A 24,863-nucleotide genomic window follows, 5' to 3' on the forward strand; every position below is an offset into this window, starting at 1 on the left:
ATCACCACTCGTCCCTCTCGGCGTACGCCCCGTTGAACAGGAACTGGAGCGTCGACGGCGCATCGAACTGCAACTCGGTGTTCGGCTGGTAGGGAACGTAGGCGTTGTCGGTGACCAGGAACGGTGTCCGGTACCAGGAACCGCCGAACTGCTTGCTCGGTACATCCGGCAGACCGCGGCAATTGGGCCCTCCGGAGGCATTCACGATCGGCAGGCTCTCCGGGTAGGTGTAGGCCGGCGCGCCGGGGATGAAGCTCGACGACACGAACAGCCCCGGGCGGATGCCACCGATGATTGGAGCGAACCGGTCCACAGCCACCGCCGTGCCCTTCAGGACACAACCGAGCACCGGTGAGTACTCACCGGCCACCTTCAGCGGTGCCCGCAACCGCTGGATCGCGGCGATGTAATCGTCGGCCGCCGGTTCCAGCGTGGCGGTGCCGTTGTTGGCCAGGCCGGTCGCGGCCAACAGCGTCGCGTTGAGGTTGTCCTGCTCGTCGACGACGGTCTGCGTGATGCTGGGCGCGTTGTCGAAGATCCGCACCAGATCCGGCGCGGCGTCACCGTAGATCGCAGCCACCTGCGCGGTCTTCCGGAGATCCTCCTGCAACGCCGGCAGCTTCGGGTTCAGCTGCTCCAGGTAGTAGTTCAGGCCGGACAGGATGGCACCCGCGTCGTCCCCGTTGCCGCGCAGGCCCTCGGCGAGAGCGGACAGCGTCGCGTTGAGGTTGATCGGGTCGATCTTGGCGAGCACGTCGGTCAGCGTCTGGAACAACGTGTTGACTTCCAGCTGCACGTTCTGCGCCTGCACCTCGGCACCCGGGCGAAGGGACCTGCCATCCGGATCCTCGGGGGCCAGGAACTCGACGGCCTTGGCGCCGAAGATCGTGGTGCCGGCGATCCGCACGCTCGCGTTGGACGGGATGTAGTTCAGCTCACCGCTCCTGATGGCGAGCGTCAGCTTCGCCTCGTTCCCGGTGTACTCGATGGATTCGACCTGGCCGACCTGGACACCCCGGTACTTGACCTTGGCCTTGTCCTCCATCACCAGGCCGGCACGCGGGGAGAGCACCGTCACCTTGTCCGTCGGGGTGAACGCCGCGGTGTAGGACAGGTAGGTGAACACCACCGCGGCGAGGACGCACACAGCGAGGATCGCCGCAGCGATCCTGACGTGGCTGCGCTTGGCGTCACCGTCGGCCATATCCAGCCACCTATCCGGAGAGGTTGAAGTTGCCGGAGGAGCCGTAAACGGCGAGGGAGATGAACAGCACGATCGTCACCACCACGATCAGCGAGGTGCGCACCGCCTGCCCGACCGCGATGCCCACCCCGACCGGGCCGCCCGACGCGTTGTAGCCGTAGTAGGTGTGCACCAGCATCACCGCGATCGACATCACGATCGCCTGCAGGAACGACCACAACAGGTCGCTCGGTATCAGGAACGTGTTGAAGTAGTGGTCGTAGAGGCCGGCTGACTGGCCGTTGATGTACACCGTGGTGAATCGGGCGGCGAAGAACGCCGCCAGCACCGACAACGCGTACAGCGGAACGATCGCGATCAGACCCGCGATGATGCGCGTGGACACCAGGTATGAGACCGCGTGCACCGCCATCGCCTCGACGGCGTCGATCTCCTCGGCGACGCGCATCGCGCCCAGCTGTGCCGTGGCCCCGGCGCCGATGGTCGCCGCGAGCGCGATACCGGCGATCACCGGCGCGACGATGCGGACGTTCAGGAAGGCCGAGAGGAAGCCGGTGAGCGCCTCGATGCCGATGTTGCCCAGCGACGAGTATCCCTGCACGGCGATGACGCCGCCGGACGCGAGCGTCATGAAGGCGGCCACCCCCACGGTGCCGCCGATCATCACGAGCGCGCCGGTGCCCATGGACATCTCGGCGATCAGCCGGATCGTCTCCCTGCGGTACTTGGTCAGCGCGTTGGGGATGTAGCGGACCGACTCGCCGTAGAACAGTGCCTGTTCCCCGATGACATCGACGGCGTTGGGCACCACGCGCAGCGCGCGGCGGAAGCGGAGCGTGGCGTCGTAACTCATAGCACCCGAACCCCGATGGCCGTCATGATGACGTTGATCACGAACAGGCAGATGAATGCGTAGACGACGGTCTCGTTGACGGCATTGCCGACACCCTTCGGCCCGCCCTTCACCGTCAGGCCGCGGTAGCAGCCGACCAGCCCGGCGACCACGCCGAACAACAACGCCTTGACCTCGGCGAGCAGCAGCTCGGGCAGCCCCGTCAGCACGGTGAGGCCGTTGATGAAGGACCCGGGGTTGACCCCCTGCAGGAAGACCGAGAAGACGTAGCCCCCGGTCAGACCGATCAGGCAGACCAGACCGTTGAGCAGCAGCGCCACGAACGTCGAGGCCAGGACCCGGGGGACCACGAGACGCTGGATCGGGTCGATGCCCAACACCCGCATCGCGTCGATCTCCTCGCGGATGGTGCGGGCACCGAGGTCCGCGCAGATCGCGGTGGCGCCCGCGCCCGCCACCACCAGCACGGTCACCACCGGGCCGAGCTGGGTGACGGTTCCGAACGCGGTGCCCGCGCCGGACAGGTCGGCGGCACCGATCTCGCGCAGCAGGATGTTCAGCGTGAAGGCCACCAACACGGTGAAGGGGATCGCCACCAGCAGCGTGGGGATCAGCGAGACGCGCGCGATCATCCACGTCTGGTCGAGGAACTCACGGAACTGAAAGGGTCTGCGGAAGGTTTTGACGAACGTGTCCAAGGACATTTCGACGAACCCACCCACGGCCCGCGCCGGCGCCGCAAGCTGTTCGATCAACCTCGGCTCCGTTCTCGGGCGGGGTGGGGAGGACGACACCGTGGCGAAGAATCCGACGATGGCCGGTCGCGACGGTCACCCACCCCTTGGCTAAGCGGTGCTCTTAGTGAGCCGGATCATATTAACTAGAACACGTTCGGAGTGTCAAAGAACGGCAAATACAGTCCAAACTCTTACATTTTCGCTGTTCAGGCACACTGTGACGCAGATCATCCTAGAACGTGTTCCAATTGACGCACGGCACTGACAATCAAGACTGTCAGTCTCGATCGCCCAGCCCCATCGCGGCCGAGAAGCTACGCTCCGGGTCCCTGTCAGCAAAGTAGCTCTGCAAAGTGCCGGACAGGTCCGCCGGATCCCATGCGTCACTGGAGGCACTGAACTGCGCTTCAGCGGTGGGCGCCGCGACGAGCGTCACCGTCGGACCATAAACGATGAAGAGCTGTCCGTTGACCGCTTCGGCCGCCGGCGACGCCAGAAACCGGACCAGGTTCACGACGTGGTCCGGAGACAGCGGATCCACGGCCCCCTCCGGCAGCTCGGGAGCATCACCGAACACGCCCGCGGTCATCGCGGTGCGCGCGCGTGGAGCGATGACATTGGCCCTCACCCCGAACCGGCCGAGCGCCCGGGCAGCCGACAGCGTCAGCGCGGTGATGCCCGCCTTGGCGGCGCCGTAGTTGGGCTGGCCGACCGGACCCGAGAGACCGGCCTCCGAGGAAGTGTTGATGATCCGCCCGTACACTCGCCCGTTTTCGACCCCGTCACCGCCCTGTTTGGCCTTCGAGCGCCAGTAGGTCGCCGCATTGCGGGTCAGCAGGAAGTGCCCGCGCAGATGCACCGCGATGACCGCGTCCCACTCCTCGTCGGTCATGTTGAACAGGATCCGGTCGCGGGTGATCCCGGCGTTGTTGACGACGATGTTGAGCCCACCGAGGCCGTCGGCCGTCTCGACCAGCTCGTCGGCGGTGCTGCGTTCGCTGATGTCGCCGGCCACCGCGACACCCTTGGTGCCCGCTGCGGCGATCTCGTCGAGGACATCGGATTGGTCCAGCGCCGCGGCGATGTCGTTGACGACGACGGCCGCGCCGGCGCGGGCCAGACCGATCGCCTCGGCGCGGCCCAACCCGGCGGCGGCACCGGTCACGACGGCGGTTCTGCCGGCCAGATCGATCTGGGCGGCGGGGTCTGATTGAGTCAAAGTACGAATACCTCTAGTCGTGGCGGATCAGGGCAGCGCGGGGACACTCGGCGATGGACTGTTCGGCCACCGCCTCCTCGCCGGCGGGGACCGGGTCGGCCTTCACCACCGCGTAGTCCTCGTCGTCGAGGTCGAACAGGTCCGGGGCAATGCCCACGCACACCGCATTGCCCTCACAACGATCACGATCCACTTCCACTCGCATGACAACCTCCTGCCCGTAGTGTGACACCACCCTGGACCGTAAGACTAGAACGTGTTACAACCGCAGAAGGCATGAGGTATGCCCGGGCCCCGGGATGGCACTGCAATTCAAGGCTCGCAGAGAAGTGAGGACGGCGCGATGCGAATCGGCTACACCCCCGAGCAGGAGGACCTGCGCCGCGAACTGCGCGCGTATTTCACCAAGCTCATGACACCCGAGCGGGCCGAGGCGCTGGCATCCAACGACGGCGAGATGGGGCGCGGCAACGTCTACCGCGAGACCGTTGCGCAGATGGGCAGGGACGGTTGGCTGACGCTGTCCTGGCCCGAGGAGTTCGGCGGGCAGGCCCGGCCACCGATGGACGGGCTGATCTTCAACGACGAGGCCTCGATCGCCAACGTCCCGGTGCCGTTCCTGACCATCAACAGCGTCGCACCGACGATCATGCACTTCGGCAGCGACGAACAGAAGAAGTTCTTCCTGCCCAGGATCGCCAAGGGCGAGTTGCACTTCTCCATCGGCTACTCCGAACCCGGCGCAGGCACCGACCTCGCGGCTCTGCGCACCACCGCGGTGCGCGACGGTGACGACTACGTCATCAACGGCCAGAAGATGTGGACCAGCCTGATCGCCTACGCCGACTATGTCTGGCTGGCGGTGCGCACCAACCAGGAAGCCAAGAAGCACCGCGGCATCTCGATGCTGATCGTGCCGACGACTGCCGACGGCTTCTCCTGGACCCCGGTGCACACGATGTCCGGTGTCGACACCAGCGCCACCTACTACCAGGACGTCCGGGTTCCGACGTCGGCCCGGGTGGGTGAGGAGAACGCCGGGTGGAAGCTGGTCACCAACCAGCTCAACCACGAGCGCGTCGCCCTGGTGTCAGCGCAGCCGATCTTCTCGGCACTCGACGGAGTCCGCGAGTGGGCGCAGAACACCAAGGACGCCCACGGCAGGCGTTACATCGACTCGGAGTGGGTGCAGCTCAACCTCGCCCGGGTGCACGCCAAGGCCGAGGTGCTCAAGCTGATCAACTGGGAACTGGCCTCCAGCGATGCCGCGCCGTCGCCGGCTGACGCGTCGGCCGCCAAGGTGTACGGCACCGAGTTGGCCACCGAGGCCTACCGCCTGCTGATGGAGGTCCTGGGCACCGCGGCGACCCTGCGCACCGATTCGCCCGGCGCTCTGCTACGCGGCCGGATCGAACGGATGCACCGGTCCTGCCTGATCCTGACCTTCGGCGGCGGCACCAACGAGATCCAGCGAGACATCATCGGCATGGTCGCACTCGGCCTGCCCCGGGTAAACCGCTGAGAGAGGCGAGAATTTCATGGACTTTTCCAAGCCGGAAGCGGCGGAGGACCTCGGCGGCCTGGTCCGCACGATCACCGAGTCGGTGTGCACGCCCGAACACCAACGTGCCCTCGACGGTGCGGAGAACCGCTTCGACCGGGATCTGTGGTCCAAGCTCGTCGACGCCGACGTGCTGAGCGCCGCGTCTCCGGAATCGTTGGGCGGCGGCGGATTCGGTGTTCTGGAGCAGACCGCCGTCCTCGAAGCACTCGGCAGGCAGCTCGCCGCGGTGCCCTACCTGGAATCGGTGGTGGTCGCCGCGGGCGCACTGGCGAAGTTCGGTTCCGAGGAGCTGCAGCAGCAATGGGCGGCGCCCGCCGTCAACGGTGCCAAGATCCTCACCGTCGCGTTGTCCGCAGAAATGGGTGACGGCCCGGTGCAGGCGCAGCCAGCCGGCGACGGGTACAAGCTGACCGGCGCCCGCACCCTGGTGCCGTACGGCCCGGTCGCGGACGCATTCCTGGTCCCGGCCGAAACCAATTCGGGGACAAAGATCTTCGTCGTCGCCGCGGACGATCCGGGCGTGACAGCGACGGCGCTGAGCACCACCGGGCACGGCAGTGTCGGGCACCTCGAGCTGCACGGCGTCGAGCTCGGCGAGCAGCGCCTCGTCGGTGACGACGGGACCGCCGTGCTGGACTGGCTGCAGACCCGCCAGCTGCTGGGTCTTTCGGCATTCCAGCTGGGCGTGGTGGACCGTGCGCTCGAACTCACCGCGCAGTACGCGCGCGAACGCGAGCAGTTCGACAGGCCGATCGGCAGCTTCCAGGCGGTGTCGGCGCGCCTCGCCGACGGCTACATCGACATCAAGGGTCTGCGGTTGACGCTGACCCAGGCGGCGTGGCGGTTGTCCGAGGATCTGCCCGCCGACATCGATGTCCGCTCCGCGGCGTTCTGGGCGGCCGAGGCCGGCCACCGGGTGGCCCACACGACGGTCCACGTCCACGGCGGTGTGGGCATCGACACCGACCATCCGGTGCACCGGTACTTCCTAGCCGCCAAACAGTCCGAGTTCGCAGTGGGCAGCGCGACCGGAGCGCTGCTGGCCATCGGTCGCGAACTGGCCGACACCCCGGCCTGATCCGCCTCTGTCCGGTGGCCACCTCCCTCGCACCGACCGTCCCGGATCTGTTGAGGCCGCTGGCCGAGGTCGACGATCGTGGCGTGTTCTCGGTCGACGGCGACGGCGATTCATCGGTGTCGTTTGTCAGCTGGCGCAACCACATCCGGGATGCCGCCGCGTTGGCCGGGGCGCTGCGCACCCGGCTGGATCCCGGCCGGCCGCCACACGTCGGTGTGCTGCTGGGCAACACCCCGTTCTTCTGCACCGTACTGGCCGCCGCCGCCCTGTCCGGGATCGTGCCGGTGGGGCTGAACCCGACCCGACGCGGCGCGGCCCTGCAACGCGACGTCGCCCACGCGGACTGCCAGCTGGTGCTCACCGACAACCCGGGCGCCGGAGACGGCGACACCGCCGTGATCGATGTCCGCACAGCGGAGTTCGACGCCGAACTGAGCTCCTTCAGCGATTCACCGGTCCGGTTCCGCCGTGCCGACCCCGACGATCTATTCATGTTGATCTTCACGTCCGGCACCAGCGGCGACCCGAAAGCGGTGCGGTGCACCCACGAGAAGGTGGCGTTCCCCGGAGCCATGCTCGCGCAGCGGTTCGGGCTGGGGCCCGCCGACACGTGTTATCTGTCGATGCCGCTGTTCCATTCGAACGCGATCATGGCGGGGTGGGCTCCCGCGGTGGCCGCGGGAGCGTCGATCGCGCTGCGCCGCAAGTTCTCTGCGTCCCGGTTCATCCCCGACGTCCGGCGCTTCGGCGCCACGTACGCCAACTATGTGGGCAAACCGCTGTCCTACATCCTGGCCACGCCCGAGCAGCCGGACGACTCCGACAATCCGTTGAAGGTCGCCTACGGCAACGAAGGCGCCCCCAGTGATCTGACGAGGTTCGCGCACCGCTTTCGGGTGCAGGTGGTCGACGGCTTCGGTTCCAGCGAGGGGGGCGTGTCCATCGCGCGGACCCCCGACACCCCAGACGGCGCCCTGGGCCCACTGGTCGGGGGGGTGACGATCGTCGACGTCGACACCGGCGCCGAGTGCGCCCCCGGGGTCATCGGTGAGCTGGTGAACACCGAAGGACCCGGCCAGTTCCGGGGCTACTACAAGGATCCCGCCGCCGAGGCCGAACGGATGCGCGGCGGGGTATACCACAGCGGCGACCTGGCCTACCGCGACGAGCGCGGGTTCGCCTACTTCGCGGGGCGGCTGGGCGATTGGATGCGCGTCGACGGCGAGAACCTCGGCACCGCACCGATCGAGCGGATCCTGTCGCGCTACCCCGGCGTCACCGCAGCCGCGGTGTACCCGATCCCCGATCCCGCGGTGGGCGACCAGGTGATGGCCGCCCTGGTGTTGCCCGAGGACGTGCACTTCGATCCCGGCGAGTTCACCCGGTTCCTGTGCCGGCAGGACGATCTCGGCCCCAAGCAGTGGCCCGCGTTCGTACGGATCGGGACCACGCTGCCCCGCACCGAGACCTTCAAGGTCGTCAAAAGACAACTCAGTGCACAAGGCACCGAATGCCCGGATCCCGTCTACCGGATCAAACGGCCGTGACGTCCGCCCGCCGTGACGACGTGGCCACGATGCTGCTCGACCGACTCGGCGACCCACACCCGGGTCTGAGAACCCGGGATCGCGACTGGGGCTGGGACGAGGTGGTCTGGGAGTCGGCGGCGCGTGCCGGCCTGGCTCTCGAGCTGCGCGAGCAGAACTTCGGTGCCGCACCGTTTCACATCGGTGTGCTGCTCGACAACGTCCCCGACTTCGTGTTGTGGCTCGGGGCGGCCGCACTGGCGGGCGCGACCGTCGTCGGGCTCAATCCCACCCGCGGCGCCGGCGAGCTGGCCGCCGACATCCGGCACGCGGACTGCCAGGTGATCGTCACCGACGCACCCGGCATGGACCGGCTACGGGAGCTCGACCACGGGCTGGCCCCATCCCGGTTCCTGCTCGTCGACGATCCCGGGTACCCGCAACGCCTCGAGCAGCACCGGAATCCGCCCTCGGTCGCGGCGGACGTCGACGGGCGGTCATTGCTGCTGTTGCTGTTCACTTCGGGCACCACCGGCGTGTCCAAGGCCGTGAAGTGCAGCCAGGGCCGGCTGGCCCGGATCGGCTACGCCGCGACCGACAAGTACGGCCACCACCGCGGTGACGTCGACTACTGCTGCATGCCCCTGTTCCACGGCAACGCGATCATGGCGCTGTGGGCGCCGGCACTGGCCAACGGCGCGACCGTGTGCTTGACACCGAAGTTCAGCGCCGCCGGATTCCTGCCCGACATCCGGTTCTTCGGTGCGACGTTCTTCACCTACGTCGGAAAGGCACTGGCCTACCTGTTGGCCACGCCGCCGCGGGCGGACGACGCCGACAACACGTTGGCGCGGGGGTTCGGCACCGAGGCCTCACCGGAGGACCAGGACGAGTTCCGCCGCCGGTTCGCCGCCGAACTCTTCGAGGGATACGGTTCCAGCGAGGGCGGCGCAGTAGCCGTCCCCGACTCCGCCGCACCCGCCGGCGCGCTCGGCCGGCCGGCGCACCCCGGGGTCGTCATCGTCGACCCGGACTCGCTTGATCGTTGTCCCGCAGCGGTTCTCGATGTCCATGGCAAGGTACTCAACCCCGACGAGGCCATCGGCGAGATCGTCGACCAGCGCGGTGCGCACGATTTCGAGGGTTACTACCGCAACGATGCCGCGGATGCCGAACGGGTCCGCAACGGCTGGTACTGGTCCGGCGATCTCGGGTACCTCGACGATGCCGGGTTCCTGTACTTCGCCGGCCGGCGCGGCGACTGGATCCGGGTGGACGGCGAGAACATCTCCGCGCTCAACATCGAGCGCGTCATCCGGCGTTGTCCGGACGTGATCACCGCGGGGGTCTACGGCGTACCCGACCCCCGCACCGGCGACCAGGTGATGGCTGCCCTCGAGGTCGCCGATCCCGAGACGTTCGACGTCGACGGGTTCACGGCGTTCCTGGCCGCCCAGCATGACCTGGGAGCCAAGGGAACCCCCCGCTTCATCCGGGTGTCGGACAGCTTGCCCGCCACCGGATCCAACAAGGTGCTCAAGCGGGATCTGCAGGCGCAGCGCTGGCACACCGCCGAATCGGTGTATCGCTGGGCGGGCCGGGGCCGTCCACTCTACCGCCGGATGACCGAAGCTGACCGACAGGCCCTGGATGCCGAGTTCGCCGTGCACGGAAGGAAGATCCCTTCATGAATGAATGGGACGAGACCACCGATGTGCTGGTCGCCGGGTCCGGCGCGGGCGGGGTCACCGGCGCGTACACCGCCGCGCGAGAGGGTCTCGACGTCATCCTGATCGAGGCCACCGACAAGTTCGGCGGCACCACCGCGTACTCGGGCGGGGGTGGAATGTGGTTCCCCTGCAACCCGGTTCTGCTGCGCGCGGGCACCGACGACAGCATCGACGACGCGCTGGAGTACTACACCGCGGTGGTCGGGGACCGCACCCCGAAGGCACTGCAGGAGACCTACGTGCGCAGCGGTGCGCCCCTCATCGAGTACCTCGAATCCGACGAGTTGCTGAAGTTCACCCTGCTGCCCTGGCCCGACTACTTCGGCAAGGCCCCGAAGGCGCGCGCCGACGGCATGCGGCACATCGCGGCCAAACCTCTCAAAGTCGCGGCTGCCCCCGCGCTGCGCGAACTCGTCCGCGGGCCGCTGGACGCCGATCGGCTGGGCCGGCCGCAACCGGAGGATTATTTTGTCGGCGGGCGCGCGCTCGTCGCCCGGTTCCTTGCGGCCTCCGAGAAGTATCCGCACTTCTCCGCCCGCCGGAACACGGCGCTGACCGAGCTGGTGGTCGACGACGGCGCCGTCGTCGGCGCGATCGTCGAGACCGACGGGCAGCGCCGAGCCATCCGGGCCCGGCGCGGGGTGCTGTTGGCCGCAGGCGGTTTCGAACACAACGATGACATGCGGCAGCGCTATGGCGTTCCCGGGAACTCACGAGACACCATGGGGCCCTCGGGTAACCGTGGCCTGGCCCATCTGGCAGCAATGGCCGTTGGGGCAGACACCGATTTGATGGACCAGGCGTGGTGGTCGCCGGGACTGACCCATCCCGACGGCACCTCGGCGTTCGCGCTGTGGTTCACCGGTGGGATCTTCGTCGACGACAACGGACGCAGGTTCGTCAACGAGTCGGCGGCCTACGACCGTCTCGGGCGCGAGATCCTCGCTGCGATGGACGCAGGCACAGTCACGCTGCCGCTCTGGATGATCTACGACGACGCCGAGGACGGCGTCCCGCCGGTGAAGGCGACCAACGTCTCGATGGTCGAACCGGCGAGGTACGTGGACGCGGGCTTGTGGCGCACGGCCGACACCCTCGAACAACTCGCCGCCGAGATCGGCGTGCCACCGCAGAACCTGGTGGACACGGTGACGCGGTTCAACGAGTTCGTGCGGCGCGGCAGCGATGACGACTTCGGTCGCGGCGACGAACCATACGACCGCGCGTTCTCCGGCGGCGCCCCACCGCTCTACCCGATCGAACGTGCGCCGTTCCACGCGGCCGCATTCGGCGTGTCCGATCTGGGCACCAAGGGCGGTCTGCGCACCGATACCGGCGCGCGGGTGCTCGACGCGGCGGACAATGTGATCGCCGGACTCTACGCAGCCGGCAACACGATGGCAGCACCCAGCGGCACCGTCTATCCCGGCGGCGGCAATCCGATCGGAACCAGCATGGTCTTCAGCCACCTGGCTGTGCTGGACATGAAAGAAGGAGTCAGCCATGAGTGAGGCAGCGACCGAGAACATCCGCGAGATCGACACCGGCGCAGTGATGACGCGGTTCGCCCGGGGCTGGCACTGCCTGGGCCTGGCGGAGTCCTTCCGCGACGGCAAGCCGCACGGCATCACCGCGTTCGGCACCATGCTCGTGGTGTTCGAGGATTCCAAGGGCGCGCTCAACGTCCTGGACGGCTACTGCCGGCACATGGGCGGCAACCTCGCTCAGGGCACCATCAAAGGCGACGACATCGCCTGCCCGTTCCACGACTGGCGCTGGGGCGGCGACGGCAAGTGCACCCTGGTGCCGTACGCCAAGCGCACCCCGCGGCTGGCCCGCACCCGCGCCTGGCTCACCACCGAGGTCAACGGTCAGCTGCTGGTCTGGCACGACCCCGAGGGTTCCACTCCCCCAGCGGAACTGACCCCGCCGACGATCGAAGGCTTCGACGAGGGTCTGTGGTCGCCGTGGCAATGGAGCTCGATCCTGATCGAGGGTTCGCACTGCCGCGAGATCGTCGACAACAACGTCGACATGGCGCACTTCTTCTACATCCACAAGGCCTACCCGACGTACTTCAAGAACGTCATCGAGGGACACACCGCTAGCCAGTTCATGGAGTCCAAGCCCCGGCCCGACTTCACTCCCAACTTCGAGAAGCTCTGGGAAGGAACCCATCTGCGGTCGGAGGCGACCTATTTCGGACCGGCCTACATGATCAACTGGCTACACAACGATCTCGCTCCGGAATTCACCGTCGAGGTAGCCCTGATCAACTGCCACTATCCGGTCAGCCACAGCTCGTTCGTGCTGCAGTGGGGCGTCGCCGTCCAGGAGATGCCAGGGTTGCCTGCCGACAAGGCCGCCAAGCTCGCTGCGACGATGAACCGCAGCTTCGGCGAAGGTTTCCTCGATGACGTGGAGATCTGGAAGAACAAGACCCGCATCGACAATCCACTGCTCACTGAGGAAGACGGGCCGGTGTACCAGCACCGCCGCTGGTACCAGCAGTTCTACACCGACGTCGCCGACGTCACCGCCGACATGACCGACCGCTTCGAGCAGGAGGTCGACACCACCCACGCCAACGATCTGTGGCAGCAGGAGGTGGCCGAGAACCTCGCGGCCCGTGCCCGAAGTTGAGTACAACTACCCACACAGCAGGAGCCTCCTCCTGACTTAGGCTTTCTGAACGACCTGATACCGACAGGAGTTCAGCCATGAAGCTCTCGGCCGTCGCCCGAGCCGCCGCGATCGCTGCCACGCTTGCCGTCGTCGCAACCGGCTGTGGTTCGGATACCACGGCTGGGTCTGGCACCACGGCTTCGGAGACAACCGCTTCGGAGACAACCGCGTCGGAAGCCACCAGCGCAACGGCGGCGCCAACGACGGGCAGGACCGCTCCGCGCGAGGAGGATCCGCGGGGGCCGAACCCGACGATCGCCGACTACATCGTCGCCAACAACATTCAGGAAACACCGGTCAGCCCGGGCGATCCCGGCGCCCCAGTCATTACCCTGCCCTCTCCGGACGGCTGGCGCGACGCCGGTCCCGACACCCCCGAGTGGGCTTACGGCGCGATCGTCTACACCGGGCCCGAAGCCCGGGAGTACACGCCGAGCATCGTCGCAGTGGTGTCCCGGCTCACCGGCAATGTCGACCCGCAGGAAATCCTCGACCTCGCGGCGGGCGAGCTGAACAACCTGCCCGGCTGGGACCCGATGAGCACTGGCCGGTCCAGCACGCTCGCCGGCTTTCCCGCGTTCCATCTTGGCGGCACCTGGGAGCAGGACGGGGTGACCAAGGTGGTGGGGCAGAAGACGGCGGTGATCGAAGGCGGCGACGGGCTGTACGTGCTGCAGCTCAACGCTGACGGCCTGGAGAGCCAGATGGAGTTCGTCGGTGATGCAACAGGTGACGTCGACCGCGGGATCACCATCACGCCGTGAAAACAGGGAATTGAGTACAGCTACCCACTGAGCAACCGCGGGCTTCTGTTCTAGCCTTCATTGAACATTTTGATACCGACAGGAGTTCAGCCATGAAGCTCTCGGTCATCACCCGGGCCGCCGTGATCGCGGCGGCGCTGGCCCTCGCCGCGACGGGCTGCGGCTCGACTACAACCACCGGGTCCGGCACCACCGCGTCGGAGTCGTCGGAGACCAGCACCTCGGAGGCGACGTCCACCAGCGCGACGGCGGCGCCGTCCACGGAGCGGATCGCTCCGCGCGACGAGGACCCGCAGGGGCCGAACCCGACGATCGTCGACTACATCCTGGCCAACGGGATCCAGGAGACTCCGATCAAGCCGGACGACACAGGAGCGCCACGTATCGATCTGCCGATTCCGGAGGGCTGGCAGCCGGCAGGATCCGACACCCCCGAATGGGCTTACGGCGCCATCCTCTACGACGGGCCCGAAGCGCGGGAGTACACGCCGAGCATCGTCGCGTTGCTGTCCAAGCTGACCGGCGATGTGGATCCGCAGGCCATTCTCGACCATGCGCCCGGCGAGTTGGCGAACCTTCCCGGTTGGAGTCCGTTGACCAACGGCCGGGAGAGCTCACTCAGCGGTTTCCCGGCATTCCAGCTCGGCGGCACTTGGGTGCAGGACGGCGTGGAGAAGATCGTCGCGCAGAAGACGGTGGTGATCCCGTGGCGAGACGGGTTGTACGTGCTGCAACTCAATGCCGACGGCCTGGAGAGCCAGATGGACGTGGTCGGCGCTGCGACGAACATCATCGACGACGAAACCGTCATCACACCGTGACGTGATCAGCCGGCCAGCGAACCGACCACGGCGTCGATCAGGTGCGGCCCCGGCTCGCGGAACGCATCGGCCAACGCGGCCGCTAACTCCTCGGCAGTGGTCGTCCGCCGTGCGGAAACGCCCATGCCTTGCGCGATCTTGACGAAATCGATCGCCGGACTACCGAGATCGAGCAGCTCCAGCGCCTTGGGACCCGGCGGTTCGGCACTCACCGCACCGACACGCTGCAATTCGATCCGCAGAATGTCGTAGGCGCCGTTGTTGAAGATCACCGTGGTGACGTCGAGATTCTCCCGCGCCTGGGTCCACAGCCCGGCGATGGTGTACATCGCCGAACCGTCGGCCTGCAGGGACAGCACCGGCCGTTCCGGCGCGGCGATCGCGGCGCCGATCGCCGCCGGGATGCCGTAGCCGATCGCTCCCCCGGTCAGCGTCACCACATCGTGGGCCGGGGCGCCCGCCGTCGCGGCGGCGACTCCGACTCCGGCGGTGTTGGATTCGTCGACGATGATCGCCCGCTCGGGAAGAAGTGCGGCCACCACGGCGGCGGCGGTGAAGGCGGTGAGATCGCCCGTTGGCAGTTCGGGCCGCGCTGCGGGCGCCACGACAGCGGATGCGCCCGGGGCCAGTTCGTCGGCGAGCAGTTCCAGTGCCGCCGCGGCGCCGGCGCCGTCGGCCAGCAGGTGCACGTCGCAGCCTTCGGGCACCAGGTCGCTGGGTTTACCGGGGTAGGCGAAGAATGACACCGGAGACTTCGCCCCGGCCAGGATCAGATGTGCCGCACCGGCCAATTGCTCCTGAGCCGCCTCGGCGAAGTACGCCAGCCTCTCCACGGCGGGCACCCCCGCCCCACGTTCCAGCCGGGCGGGGAACGTCTCGCACAGCACCCTGGCCCCGGTGGCCTGCGCGATGCGGGTTGCCGCAGCCAGCCCCGGGGTCCGCGTCGCGTCCCCGCCGATCAGGATGACCGTCGGCGCACCGGATCGCAGAGTTGCCAGCGCGGTGCGGAGGCCGTCCCGGTCCACGGCGGGCGCGATGGTTTCGGGCGCAGCGGCGCCGGCGTGTGCCCCGGCGGTCCACGACACGTCGGCGGGCAGGATGAGCGTCGAAACCATCCCGCCGCGACTGGCGCTCACGGCGTCAGCGGCATCGGCGCCGACATCATCGGTCCTCATCGTGCGACGCACCCACCCGGACACGGTGCCGGCCAGCGCGTCGATGTCGGACTCCAGCGGGGCGTCGTAGCGCTTGTGGTAGGTGGCGTGATCGCCGACGACGACGACCATCGGGGTGCGGGCCCGGCGTGCGTTGTGCAGGTTGGCCAGGCCGTTGCCCAGACCCGGGCCGAGGTGCAGTAACACCGACGCCGGTTTGTCGGCCATCCGGGCGTATCCATCGGCGGCGCCCGTCGCCACACCCTCGAACAACGTCAGCACACCCCGCATCCGCGGCACCGCGTCGAGTGCTGCGACGAAGTGCATCTCCGAGGTGCCGGGGTTGGCGAAGCACACCTCGATCCCGCTGTCGACGAGAGTGGAAAGCAGGGCTCGGGCACCGTTCACACCGAGCCAACCTACGCCGCCGTGTCGGAGTCGGTGGCTACCATCGCGACATGCCGCTGGCCGAAGAGTTGATCAACGACAGGACGGCAGCGGCGCTGATCACCGCCATCGAAGGTGCGGCCCCGCAGAACCCGCTGGTTGCTCTGCGGGCCGCACGCACCGCCCTGGCGGCGCTTCCGCTGCGCTCGCGTGCCGACCTGTTGCGCGACGCGCTGCTCACCGACATCCCGGGCGATTTCGCGACGCTCGCGGCGGTGGTTCGGTCGGCGCGTGACGGCGCCGCTCCGTTCGACGGCTGGCTGATCTGGCCGGTGTCCACCGCGATCGCAGACCGGGCCGTTGCCGACGGGGGTCCTGCGGCGTTCGACGACGCGATGGGCCTTCTTGCCGACCTAACCGGACGGCTGAGCGCGGAGTTCGCGATCCGGGCGCTGTTGCGCCATGACCCCGACCGGGCGCTGGAGCTCATCAGCGCCTGGACCACCTCGCCGGACGCCGCGGTCCGCCGATTGGCGTCGGAGGGGACTCGCCCGTACCTGCCGTGGGCGACCCGGGTTCCGCAGCTCACCGCCAGACCCGGTGCGACCGTGTGGATTCTGGATGCGCTGTACCGCGACCCCGATCCGGCGGTGCGACGTTCGGTGGCCAACCACCTCAACGATCTCAGCCGCGACCACGCCGACCTCGTGGTCAGCGCCGCACGGCGCTGGCTTGCCGCGCCGGATGCCGACACCGCCGCTGTAGCGCGCCACGGGTTACGTACTCTGGTCAAACGCGGGCACCCGGATGCGTTGCAGCTACTCGGTTTCGGGGCGGTGACGGTCGAGGTGGACGGACCCGTGGTGGACCGGGCGACGGTGCCGTTCGGTGGAAGCGTCAGGTTCTCCGCGACGATCCGCAATGACGGCGACCGGCCGGCGCGGCTGGCGATCGACTACGCGGTGCATCACCGCAAGGCCAACGGCGGTCAGACGCCCAAGGTGTTCAAGCTGACCACCCGCACGCTCGGCCCTGGTGAGCGGGTCACCGTCACCAAGGAGCACTCGTTGCGGCCGATCACCACTCGGCGCTACTACCCGGGCCCACACGCCGTCGACATCCGCGTCAACGGAGTCGCTTCCAGCCGAGCCGATTTCGAGCTACTGCCGGGCTAGCCTTCGCGAATGCCGTCCAGTCGTTTCGTGGCTTCCTCGAACCCGGCGACTAGTTCGGCGATGATGTCGGCGACCGGGCGGATCTCGTTCATCCGGCCCACGATCTGTCCGACGGGCATGGCCACGGCGGTCGGATCGGTGGAGTCGCTCATCCGCTGATGCGCTTCGCTGACCAGGATGTTCTGCAGCGGCATCGGCAGCGGCTCGGGCGCCCCCTCGGCGTCCCAGGCGTCGGTCCACCGGCTCTTGAGCAGCCGTGCCGGCTTGCCCGTGTAGATGCGCCTGCGCACGGTGTCGGCAGAGGTCGCGTTCAGCATGGCCTCCTGCACGACCGAGCGGCCCGAATCCAGCCGGACCCCGAGGTCGTATTCGGCCGAGGTCAGGAAGGCCGAACCCATCCACACGCCCTGCGCGCCGAGCGCCAGGGCCGCCGCGACCTGTCGTCCGGTGCCGATGCCGCCCGCCGCCAGCACGGGCGCCTTACCGTCCACGGAGTCGACGATCTCGGGCCACAACACCATCGAGCCGATCTCGCCGGTGTGACCACCCGCCTCGTGACCCTGCGCGACGACGATGTCGACGCCGTTCTCGACGTGCCGCAGCGCGTGCTTGGCGGAACCGGCGAGCGCCGCCACCGGCACCCCCGCCGCGTGCGCCTGGTCGATGACATCTTTGGGCGGCGAGCCCAGTGCGTTGGCGATCAGCTTGATCGGATGCCGCAGCGCCACCTCGACGTGGCTGCGCGCCACCGAATGCAGCCACCCCAGAACACCTTCGGACTTCTCGTCGTCCTCCGGCAGCGGCGGTACACCCAGGTCGGCGAGTGTCTTGTCGACGAACTCGCGATGGGTCTGCGGGATCAGCTTGTTGATGTCGACGCTGGTGCCCTCGGTCGGCACCTTGGCCGGCATCACGATGTCGACGCCGTACGGCTTGCCGTCGGTGTTGGCGTCCATCCACTGCAGGACGCTCTCGAGTTCGTCGGCGGCGTTGAACCGGACACACCCCAGGACGCCGAGTCCTCCGGCCTTGGTGACGGCCGCGGCCACCTTCTCCGACGGCGTGAAGACGAAGATCGGGTATTCGATGCCGAAGCGGTCACACAGCTCGGTACGCATCATTTCTCCCGTCGCTTCGCTCGCCCCAGCATCATTTCTCCCGTCGCTTCGCTCGCCCCAGCATCATTTCTCCCGTCGCTTCGCTCGCCCCAGCATCATTTCGCCTCTGCGTGCTTGGCGTGCACATCGTCGGCCGGACGCTCCTCGGTGGTGTCCTTGGCCCACCGGTAGTCCGGCTTGCCCGCGGGCGAACGCTTGACCTCGTCGACGTACCACAGGCTGCGCGGCACCTTGTAGCCGGCGATCTCCTTGCGCACGAACGCATCCAGCTCCGCGAGGGTCGGCTTGGTGCCCTCCCGGGCATGCACGACGGCGGCGACGTGCTGACCGAAGCGCGGGTCGGGCACACCGACCACCAACGCGTCGAAGACGTCGGGATGGCCCTTGAGCGCGGCCTCGACCTCCTCGGGGTAGATCTTCTCGCCGCCGCTGTTGATCGACACCGAGCCGCGGCCCAGCATCGTCACCGTGCCGTCGGCTTCAACCTCGGCGTAGTCACCCGGAATCGCGTACCGCACACCGTTGATCGTCTTGAACGTCTCGGCGGTCTTTTTCTCGTCCTTGAAGTACCCGACCGGGATGTGGCCCCGTTTGGCGATGATGCCGCGAACCCCGGAACCGGGGACGACCTCGTTGCCGTCGTCGTCGAGCACCACGGTGTTCTTGTCGATCGTCACCCGGGGACCGCCGGTGTGCGACTGCCCCTTGGCGACGATGCTGGTGCCGCCGAAGCCGGTCTCCGAGGACCCGATGGAGTCGGTGATGATCCGGTCCGGCAGCAACTCGAGGAACTTCTCCTTGATGCTGGTGGAGAACAGCGCCGCGGTGCTGGCGAGCAGGAACAGCGACGACAGGTCGTACTCGTTCCCCTTTTCCTGATGGGCCAGCAGCGCGTCGAGCAGCGGCCGCGCCATCGCGTCACCGGTGAAGAACAGCAGGTTCACCTTGTGCTTCGCGATCGTGCGCCACACCTCGTCGGCGTCGAACTCCGGCACCAGCACGACGGTCTGGCCGGAGAACAACGACATCCAGGTCGCGGACTGGGTGGCGCCGTGGATCATCGGCGGGATCGGATACCGGACCATCGGCGGGTTCGCGGCGGCCTGCTTGGCCAGGTCGTATTCGTCGGCGATCGGCTCGCCGGTGGCGAAGTCCGTGCCGCCGAAAAGCACCCGGTAGATGTCCTCGTGGCGCCACATCACGCCCTTGGGGAAGCCGGTGGTGCCGCCGGTGTAGAGCAGGTAGATGTCGTCGGCGCTGCGCGGACCGAAGTCGCGCTCGGGCGAGCTCTGCTCCAGCGCCGAGTAGAACTCCACGGCCCCGTACCGCTGGTAGTCATCGTCGGATCCGTCCTCGACGGACAGGATCGTCTTGACCTTCGGAGTCTCGGGCAGCACGTTGGCCACGCGGTCGGCGTAGCGGCGCTCGTGCACCAGGGCGACCATGTCGGAGTTGTCGAACAGGTACTTGAGTTCGCCCTCGACGTAGCGGAAGTTGACGTTGACCAGGATGGCGCCCGCCTTGACGATGCCCAGCATCGCAATCACGATCTCGATGCGGTTACGGCAGTACAGGCCGACCTTGTCGTCCTTCTTCACCCCCTGGTCGATGAGGTAGTGGGCCAGTCGGTTGGCCTTTTCCTCCAACTGGGCGTAGGTCAGCTCACCGTCACCTCCGATCAGGGCGATGCGGTCAGGCACAGCGTCGATGGCGTGCTCGGCGAGGTCAGCGATATTCAGAGCCACAGCTCTAAACTAGAACGTGTTACATTTCCAGACAAGTCTGTGGCATCGACGCTGGAAGGCGGACCAGTCCGTGAGTGACGACAAGACATCGGAAAAGGCCCCCGACGCCCTCATTGAGCAGCGCGGACACACCCTGATCCTGACCCTGAACCGGCCCGAGGCGCGCAACGCGCTCTCCACCGAGATGCTCTCGATCATGGTCGAGGCGTGGAACCGGGTCGACGACGATCCCGAGATCCGCACCTGCATCCTGACCGGCGCCGGCGGCTACTTCTGCGCGGGCATGGACCTCAAGGCAGCCACCGCGAAGCCGCCGGGTGACTCGTTCAAGGACGGCAGCTACGACCCGTCGAAGATCGAGGGTCTGCTCAAGGGCCGGCGGTTGACCAAGCCGTTGATCGCCGCTGTCGAGGGACCCGCGATCGCCGGCGGGACGGAGATCCTGCAGGGCACCGACATCCGCGTGGCCGGTGAAAGCGCCAAATTCGGGATCTCCGAGGCCAAGTGGAGCCTGTACCCGATGGGCGGGTCCGCCGTTCGACTCCCCCGCCAGATCCCGTACACCATCGCCTGCGATCTGCTGCTGACCGGCCGTCACATCACCGCCGCCGAGGCCCTGGCGTACGGGCTGATCGGTTATGTGGTGCCCGACGGCACGGCGCTGGACAAGGCGCTCGAGATCGCCGAGGTGATCAACAACAACGGCCCGCTGGCGGTCCAGGCGATCCTCAAGACCATCCGCGAGTCCGAGGGGATGCACGAGGAGCAGGCGTTCAAACCCGACACCGCCAACGGCATCCCGGTGTTTCTGTCCGAGGACGCCAAGGAAGGTCCGCGGGCGTTCAAGGAGAAGCGCGCCCCCAACTTCCAGATGAAGTAGCGCCGGAACGGTATTCCAGGCGGCATCCGCGGCCCAAAACGCCCCTGGAATACAGTTCCGGCGAGACGTCAGGCCAGCACCTTCGCCGTTGGCGTGAACACCACCGGCATCGCTTCGGGACCACTGACGAAGTTCGCCGGCCGCAGCGGCACCTCGGCCCCTTCGGCGAGGCGCAGATCAGGCAACCGCTCGAGCACCCGGGTCGTCATCTTCGACAGCTCCAGGCGGGCCAACTGGTTGCCCAGGCAGAAATGGGTGCCGAAGCCGAAAGCCAGGTGGTTGTTCGGGTTTCGATCGATACGGAACTTCTCGGGGTCGCCGAACACGCTCTCGTCGAAGTTGGCGGACTCGAACATCAGCATGATCTTCTCGTCCTTGTGCAACTCGGTCCCGTGGAACTCGGTGTCCGCGGTGAGCACCCGGCACATGTTCTTCACCGGCGAGGTCCAGCGCAGCATCTCCTCGATCGCGGCGGGAAGCTTCTCCCGATCGGCCACCAGCGCCTCCCACTGATCACGATGTCGCAGCAGCTGCTCGGTGCCACCCGAGAGCGTGTGGCGGGTGGTCTCGTCACCACCGATCAGGATCAGCAGCGTCTCGAAGACGATCTCGTCGTCGGACATCCGCTGCCCCTCGACCTCGGAGTTCACCAGCACCGAGAACAGGTCGTCGGTGGGCTCGGCACGGCGCTTGGCGATGACGTCCATGGTGAAGGCGGTGTACGCGGCGAAGGTGTCCATCAGCTTCTGCACCGTCAGCTCGTCGACGTGTGAGCTCAGTCCACCGACCAGATCGTCAGACCACTCCAACAGCATGTCGCGCTCTTCGGGCAGCACCCCGAGCATGTCGCCGATGACCGCCATCGGCAGCGGTGCGGCGATGTCGCGGACGAAGTCGCACTCGCCGCGTTCACACACCGCGTCGATGAGCGTGTCGCACAGCGCCTCGATCGACGGGAGCCGGTCCATCACCCGCTTGCGGGTGAAGCCGGCGTTGACCAGCTTTCGCCGCAGCAGATGAGCCGGATCGTCCATGTCGATCATGTAGGGCATCCCCGGCTGATCCGGGCGGATCCCGCCGGCACTGGAGAACAACTCGGGGTTGCGTTCGGCGTCGAGCACCGCCTGGTGACTGGTGGCCGCGGCCAGACCGTTGCGGTCCCGGAACACGGGCTGGTTGGCCCGCATCCACTTGTACGCCTCGCGTGCCGCCGGGCCGTCGGCGTAGAAGCGGCCGTCGGCGAGATCGACGTCGATGCCGGTGGCCAGACCGGTACCGGCAGCAGGGGTGGTGGACGTCATGGCGCTCCTGGTGGTCGTTGGTTATGGCGTGATCAGGCGGGCGTTGCCGAAGGTCATGTCGACATTGGCAGCCGAACTGGACATCAGCGCCCGTTTCGGCAATCCCAGCGCGGCGAGTTCGGCCGCGTACGGGTGGTCACCCAGCCGCACCTCGACACCTCCGGGCCGGTAACGCACCCCGCTGAGCAGCATCTCCCCGGCCGTCTCCCGGATCACGCCGTCCATGGACGAGTAGGTGTTGTGCACCTGCCTGCCGGAGGTGAACGCCGACGGCACGGGCAGGCCCGGGCTGAACTCCATGCTGACCGCCCGTTGTCCGTCGATGGTCACGTCGAACCCGAACCGGCGTCCCTTGCGGACGGTGAAGTCGGCCATCACCTTCGGATAGCCCCAGATCGTCCGGCCCGCCTCCAGCGTGAACGACTGGTCGACGGGAAGGTGGTGGACGAACGCGCCCGCGGACTGCAGCGCCCGCAACCCGCTGGCGTCGGGGGTCTCGGGCGGGTTCACCATCACGTTGGTGCCGTACTCGTAGTACTGACCGAGGTCGGTGTCCTCGTAGCGCATCAGCATCAGCACCACCAGCGCCCGGCCGTTGCCCTTCCCGAACCGGCACACCCGCAGCCCGCTGTAGTCGACCATCCGCTGGGCGGCGTCGGCGTCCACGACGAACATCGCGGTGTGCTGATACGCGGTGCGGACGCGCACCGGCATCGTCAGAACGGTGTCGGCGATGGTGTACTGCGAGGACAGAGTGTGGTCGGTCACACCCTCAATCTAGAACGTGTTCTAGACAACCTGCAAGAAGTGTCTACGCTTTCTGGACCAGACCTGCCAGATCGCGGATCTGCTCGGGTGAACGTGCGCCGACCACCATCATCGTGACCCCCGCGGCCTCCCACGCCTTGATCTGTTCCTGCACGTAGCCGAGGTCACCGACGATCGCCGAGTCGTCGACGAGCTCGTCGGGGATCACCTTGGCCGCTTCGTCTTTGCGGTCACTGCGGAAAAGCTTGGTGACGTCGTCGACGACCTCGGCGTAGCCCATCCGCCGGTAGACGTCGGCGTGGAAGTTGGTGTCCTCGGCACCCATGCCTCCCATGTAGAGCGCCAGGTGGGGCTTCATCAACTCCATGATCTCGGCGCGGTCGTCGGTGACGACGACCTGGGCCGTCGCGCAGATCTCGAACGTCTCCCGCGTCCGCCGGGCGCCGGGACGGGCGAACCCCTCGTCGAGCCACTCGTTGTACATCCCCGCGATGCGCGGGGAGTAGAAGATGGGCAGCCACCCGTCGCAGATCTCGGCGGCCAGCGCGACGTTCTTGGGCCCCTCGGCGCCCAGCATCACCGGGATGTCCGCGCGCAGCGGATGGGTGATCGGCTTGAGGTTCTTGCCCAGACCTGTGGTCCCTTCGCCGCTGAGCGGCAGCGGGTAGTGCGGACCGTCACTGTGCACCGGCGCCTCCCGCGCCCACACCTGGCGCAGGATGTCGACGTACTCCCGGGTGCGGGCCAGCGGTTTCGGGAACTTCTGCCCGTACCAGCCCTCGACCACCTGTGGCCCGGACACCCCCAGACCCAGGATGTGCCTGCCACCCGAGAGATGGTCCAGGGTCAACGCCGCCATCGCGCATGCGGTGGGGGTGCGCGCCGACAGTTGGATGACCGAGGTGCCCAGCCGCATCCGGGTGGTCTCGCGCCCCCACCACGCCAGCGGCGTGTAGGCGTCCGACCCCCACGCCTCGGCGGTGAACACGGTGTCGAACCCGGCCTCCTCGGCGGTCGCCACCAGCTCGGCGTGGTTGGTCGGCGGCTGTGCACCCCAATATCCCAGCTGAAGTCCCAGTTTCATCGCTTCGCCACCCGACCCTTCAGACCCGTCCTTGAAACCATTCTTAGAACCTGTTCTACTCGATGCCGTGACCGCCAGCCAAAGCAGCCCGGTGCAGATCGATCCCCATGAGCCGCCACTTTCGGCGCCGTTGAAGCTGTCCTTCGACTACACCCGTTCAGTAGGACCACTCCTCGGTGAGTTCTTCACCGCCCTCCGCGAGCGACGCATCCTCGGCGTCCGGGGGTCCGATGGGCGGGTGCACGTTCCGCCCGCTGAGTATGACCCCGTCACCTACGAGGCCCTGACCGAGGTCGTGCCGGTGGCCAGCGTCGGCACGGTGCTGTCGTGGACGTGGCAGTCCGAGCCGCTGGAGGGTCAGCCGTTGGATCGCCCGTTCGCGTGGGCGCTGATCAAGCTCGACGGCGCCGACACCCCGATGTTGCACGCCGTCGATGTTCCGTCGTCGGAGGCGATCAGCACCGGCGCCCGGGTGCACGCGCACTGGCTCGACGAGACCATCGGCGCGATCACCGACATCGCGTACTTCGGACTGGGCGATCAGCCCGAGGAGGTGCCGCCGCCCGCCGAGGGCCTGGATCCGGTGACCATCCAGGTGTCGCCGAGCAGCATCGAGATCCAGCACACCGCATCACACGCCGAGAGCGCCTTCCTGCGGGCGCTGGAGAACGGCAAGCTCTTAGGGGGCCGGACAGGGGCTGGCGGCAAGGTGTACTTCCCTGCCCGCGAAGCGGATCCGGCGACCGGCCAGTCGCTCGACGAGTTCATCGAGCTCTCCGACGAGGGCACGGTGACGACGTTCGCGATCATCAACATCCCGTTCGCCGGTCAGCGCATCAAGCCCCCGTACGTGGCGGCTTACGTACTGCTGGACGGCGCCGACATCCCGGTCCTGCACCTGGTTGCCGACATCGAGGCCGACAAAGTGCGGATGGGCATGCGGGTGAAGGCCGTGTGGAAGCCGCGCGAGGAGTGGGGCCTGGGCATCGACAACATCGAGTACTTCCGGCCGACGGGGGATCCCGACGCCGAGTACGACTCCTACAAGAAGCACCTGTAAAGGCGGCTCC

General features: G+C 67.5%; 22 protein-coding genes. 11 read left to right on the top strand and 11 right to left on the bottom strand.

All coding sequences use genetic code 11. The features are described 5' to 3' along the window. Position 1: 1 nt before the first annotated feature. From G6N53_RS28745 to G6N53_RS28765, 5 genes are all read right to left on the bottom strand, one after another. Positions 2-1,204 (bottom strand): MCE family protein, encoded by a 1,203-nt coding sequence (locus tag G6N53_RS28745; protein ID WP_163894967.1) that lies wholly within the window; start codon positions 1,202-1,204, stop codon positions 2-4. A 10-nt stretch (positions 1,205-1,214) separates the two neighbouring features. Then, positions 1,215-2,057: an MlaE family ABC transporter permease gene (locus G6N53_RS28750; RefSeq protein ID WP_163894969.1), complete on the bottom strand. Its 843-nt coding sequence runs from the start codon at positions 2,055-2,057 to the stop codon at positions 1,215-1,217. Then, positions 2,054-2,812, bottom strand: coding sequence for an MlaE family ABC transporter permease (locus G6N53_RS28755; protein WP_163894971.1), 759 nt, complete (start codon positions 2,810-2,812; stop codon positions 2,054-2,056). The genes G6N53_RS28750 and G6N53_RS28755 overlap by 4 nt, the downstream gene beginning before the upstream one ends. Before the next feature lie 259 nt (positions 2,813-3,071). Beyond that, entirely contained in the window at positions 3,072-4,013 is a 942-nt protein-coding gene (locus G6N53_RS28760; protein WP_205390491.1) for a 3-oxoacyl-ACP reductase, read from the bottom strand. 13 nt (positions 4,014-4,026) lie between these two features. Continuing rightward, positions 4,027-4,218 carry a ferredoxin gene (locus tag G6N53_RS28765; RefSeq protein WP_163894973.1) on the bottom strand — a complete coding sequence of 64 codons (192 nt, stop codon included), beginning with the start codon at positions 4,216-4,218 and terminating at the stop codon, positions 4,027-4,029. Between the two features lie 138 nt (positions 4,219-4,356). On the opposite strand from G6N53_RS28765, the gene G6N53_RS28770 reads away from it, so the two are divergent. From G6N53_RS28770 to lpqN (G6N53_RS28805), 8 genes are all read left to right on the top strand, one after another. Further along, positions 4,357-5,535: an acyl-CoA dehydrogenase family protein gene (locus G6N53_RS28770; protein WP_163894975.1), complete on the top strand. Its 1,179-nt coding sequence runs from the start codon at positions 4,357-4,359 to the stop codon at positions 5,533-5,535. Between the two features lie 16 nt (positions 5,536-5,551). Next, positions 5,552-6,655, top strand: a complete 1,104-nt coding sequence (locus G6N53_RS28775) for an acyl-CoA dehydrogenase family protein (RefSeq protein ID WP_163894977.1) — start codon at positions 5,552-5,554, stop codon at positions 6,653-6,655. 14 nt (positions 6,656-6,669) lie between these two features. Continuing rightward, positions 6,670-8,202, top strand: a complete 1,533-nt coding sequence (fadD17, locus tag G6N53_RS28780) for a long-chain-fatty-acid--CoA ligase FadD17 (protein WP_163894979.1) — start codon at positions 6,670-6,672, stop codon at positions 8,200-8,202. Between the two features lie 29 nt (positions 8,203-8,231). Beyond that, positions 8,232-9,872: a steroid-22-oyl-CoA synthetase gene (gene casI, locus G6N53_RS28785; RefSeq protein WP_237166800.1), complete on the top strand. Its 1,641-nt coding sequence runs from the start codon at positions 8,232-8,234 to the stop codon at positions 9,870-9,872. Next, positions 9,869-11,422 carry an FAD-binding protein gene (locus G6N53_RS28790; RefSeq protein WP_163894984.1) on the top strand — a complete coding sequence of 518 codons (1,554 nt, stop codon included), beginning with the start codon at positions 9,869-9,871 and terminating at the stop codon, positions 11,420-11,422. The genes casI and G6N53_RS28790 overlap by 4 nt, the downstream gene beginning before the upstream one ends. Further along, on the top strand, positions 11,415-12,554 hold the full coding sequence (locus G6N53_RS28795) for a 3-ketosteroid-9-alpha-monooxygenase, oxygenase component (protein WP_163894986.1): 1,140 nt from the start codon (positions 11,415-11,417) through the stop codon (positions 12,552-12,554). The genes G6N53_RS28790 and G6N53_RS28795 overlap by 8 nt, the downstream gene beginning before the upstream one ends. Positions 12,555-12,631: 77 nt before the next feature. Next, positions 12,632-13,360, top strand: a complete 729-nt coding sequence (gene lpqN, locus G6N53_RS28800; protein WP_163894988.1) for an envelope biogenesis lipoprotein LpqN — start codon at positions 12,632-12,634, stop codon at positions 13,358-13,360. Positions 13,361-13,452: 92 nt separating this feature from the next. After that, positions 13,453-14,181: an envelope biogenesis lipoprotein LpqN gene (gene lpqN / locus G6N53_RS28805; RefSeq protein WP_163894990.1), complete on the top strand. Its 729-nt coding sequence runs from the start codon at positions 13,453-13,455 to the stop codon at positions 14,179-14,181. 5 nt (positions 14,182-14,186) lie between these two features. On the opposite strand, the gene G6N53_RS28810 is transcribed toward lpqN (G6N53_RS28805), so the two are convergent. Next, positions 14,187-15,743 (bottom strand): acetolactate synthase large subunit, encoded by a 1,557-nt coding sequence (locus tag G6N53_RS28810; protein ID WP_163894992.1) that lies wholly within the window; start codon positions 15,741-15,743, stop codon positions 14,187-14,189. Between the two features lie 50 nt (positions 15,744-15,793). Here G6N53_RS28810 and G6N53_RS28815 point away from each other — a divergent pair, with 50 nt between their 5' ends. Beyond that, on the top strand, positions 15,794-16,897 hold the full coding sequence (locus G6N53_RS28815) for a DNA alkylation repair protein (protein ID WP_163894995.1): 1,104 nt from the start codon (positions 15,794-15,796) through the stop codon (positions 16,895-16,897). Here G6N53_RS28815 and G6N53_RS28820 read toward each other — a convergent pair. Both G6N53_RS28820 and G6N53_RS28825 read right to left on the bottom strand, forming a co-directional pair. Beyond that, positions 16,894-18,015, bottom strand: coding sequence for an NAD(P)H-dependent flavin oxidoreductase (locus G6N53_RS28820; RefSeq protein WP_163894997.1), 1,122 nt, complete (start codon positions 18,013-18,015; stop codon positions 16,894-16,896). The two genes, G6N53_RS28815 and G6N53_RS28820, sit on opposite strands and share 4 nt — an antisense overlap. A 95-nt stretch (positions 18,016-18,110) precedes the next feature. Next, positions 18,111-19,760: a medium/long-chain-fatty-acid--CoA/3-oxocholest-4-en-26-oate--CoA ligase gene (locus G6N53_RS28825; protein ID WP_163894999.1), complete on the bottom strand. Its 1,650-nt coding sequence runs from the start codon at positions 19,758-19,760 to the stop codon at positions 18,111-18,113. A 70-nt stretch (positions 19,761-19,830) separates the two neighbouring features. Between G6N53_RS28825 and G6N53_RS28830 the strand changes: the two genes are divergently transcribed. Then, positions 19,831-20,640: a crotonase/enoyl-CoA hydratase family protein gene (locus tag G6N53_RS28830; protein WP_163895001.1), complete on the top strand. Its 810-nt coding sequence runs from the start codon at positions 19,831-19,833 to the stop codon at positions 20,638-20,640. 68 nt (positions 20,641-20,708) lie between these two features. Here the strand turns inward: G6N53_RS28830 and G6N53_RS28835 are convergent, their stop codons facing one another. The 3 genes from G6N53_RS28835 to G6N53_RS28845 all read right to left on the bottom strand — a co-directional run bounded on the left by G6N53_RS28835 (position 20,709) and on the right by G6N53_RS28845 (position 23,793). Next, positions 20,709-21,941 (bottom strand): cytochrome P450, encoded by a 1,233-nt coding sequence (locus G6N53_RS28835; RefSeq protein ID WP_163895002.1) that lies wholly within the window; start codon positions 21,939-21,941, stop codon positions 20,709-20,711. A gap of 21 nt (positions 21,942-21,962) precedes the next feature. Then, positions 21,963-22,655, bottom strand: coding sequence for an acetoacetate decarboxylase family protein (locus tag G6N53_RS28840; RefSeq protein WP_163896430.1), 693 nt, complete (start codon positions 22,653-22,655; stop codon positions 21,963-21,965). A gap of 97 nt (positions 22,656-22,752) precedes the next feature. Continuing rightward, the gene (locus G6N53_RS28845) at positions 22,753-23,793 is read right to left on the bottom strand and encodes an LLM class F420-dependent oxidoreductase (RefSeq protein WP_163895004.1); all 1,041 of its coding nucleotides are present in this window, start codon (positions 23,791-23,793) and stop codon (positions 22,753-22,755) included. Between the two features lie 67 nt (positions 23,794-23,860). On the opposite strand from G6N53_RS28845, the gene G6N53_RS28850 reads away from it, so the two are divergent. Further along, positions 23,861-24,853 carry a Zn-ribbon domain-containing OB-fold protein gene (locus tag G6N53_RS28850; RefSeq protein ID WP_205390493.1) on the top strand — a complete coding sequence of 331 codons (993 nt, stop codon included), beginning with the start codon at positions 23,861-23,863 and terminating at the stop codon, positions 24,851-24,853. Positions 24,854-24,863 lie beyond the last annotated feature (10 nt).

Origin of the sequence: Mycolicibacterium hippocampi (genome assembly GCF_010723735.1) — a bacterium.
Classification (GTDB): Bacteria; Actinomycetota; Actinomycetes; order Mycobacteriales; family Mycobacteriaceae; genus Mycobacterium; species Mycobacterium hippocampi.

Excerpts from the sequence above, each read along its gene's own strand:
- G6N53_RS28745 (WP_163894967.1), bottom strand. The coding sequence starts at position 1,204 with ATGGCCGACGGTGACGCCAAGCGCAGCCACGTCAGGATCGCTGCGGCG.
- G6N53_RS28750 (WP_163894969.1), bottom strand. The coding sequence starts at position 2,057 with ATGAGTTACGACGCCACGCTCCGCTTCCGCCGCGCGCTGCGCGTGGTG.
- G6N53_RS28765 (WP_163894973.1), bottom strand. The coding sequence starts at position 4,218 with ATGCGAGTGGAAGTGGATCGTGATCGTTGTGAGGGCAATGCGGTGTGC.
- G6N53_RS28770 (WP_163894975.1), top strand. The coding sequence starts at position 4,357 with ATGCGAATCGGCTACACCCCCGAGCAGGAGGACCTGCGCCGCGAACTG.
- G6N53_RS28775 (WP_163894977.1), top strand. The coding sequence starts at position 5,552 with ATGGACTTTTCCAAGCCGGAAGCGGCGGAGGACCTCGGCGGCCTGGTC.
- casI (WP_237166800.1), top strand. The coding sequence starts at position 8,232 with ATGCTGCTCGACCGACTCGGCGACCCACACCCGGGTCTGAGAACCCGG.
- G6N53_RS28790 (WP_163894984.1), top strand. The coding sequence starts at position 9,869 with ATGAATGAATGGGACGAGACCACCGATGTGCTGGTCGCCGGGTCCGGC.
- G6N53_RS28795 (WP_163894986.1), top strand. The coding sequence starts at position 11,415 with ATGAGTGAGGCAGCGACCGAGAACATCCGCGAGATCGACACCGGCGCA.
- lpqN (WP_163894988.1), top strand. The coding sequence starts at position 12,632 with ATGAAGCTCTCGGCCGTCGCCCGAGCCGCCGCGATCGCTGCCACGCTT.
- lpqN (WP_163894990.1), top strand. The coding sequence starts at position 13,453 with ATGAAGCTCTCGGTCATCACCCGGGCCGCCGTGATCGCGGCGGCGCTG.
- G6N53_RS28815 (WP_163894995.1), top strand. The coding sequence starts at position 15,794 with ATGCCGCTGGCCGAAGAGTTGATCAACGACAGGACGGCAGCGGCGCTG.
- G6N53_RS28820 (WP_163894997.1), bottom strand. The coding sequence starts at position 18,015 with ATGCGTACCGAGCTGTGTGACCGCTTCGGCATCGAATACCCGATCTTC.
- G6N53_RS28835 (WP_163895002.1), bottom strand. The coding sequence starts at position 21,941 with ATGACGTCCACCACCCCTGCTGCCGGTACCGGTCTGGCCACCGGCATC.
- G6N53_RS28840 (WP_163896430.1), bottom strand. The coding sequence starts at position 22,655 with ATGCCGGTGCGCGTCCGCACCGCGTATCAGCACACCGCGATGTTCGTC.
- G6N53_RS28845 (WP_163895004.1), bottom strand. The coding sequence starts at position 23,793 with ATGAAACTGGGACTTCAGCTGGGATATTGGGGTGCACAGCCGCCGACC.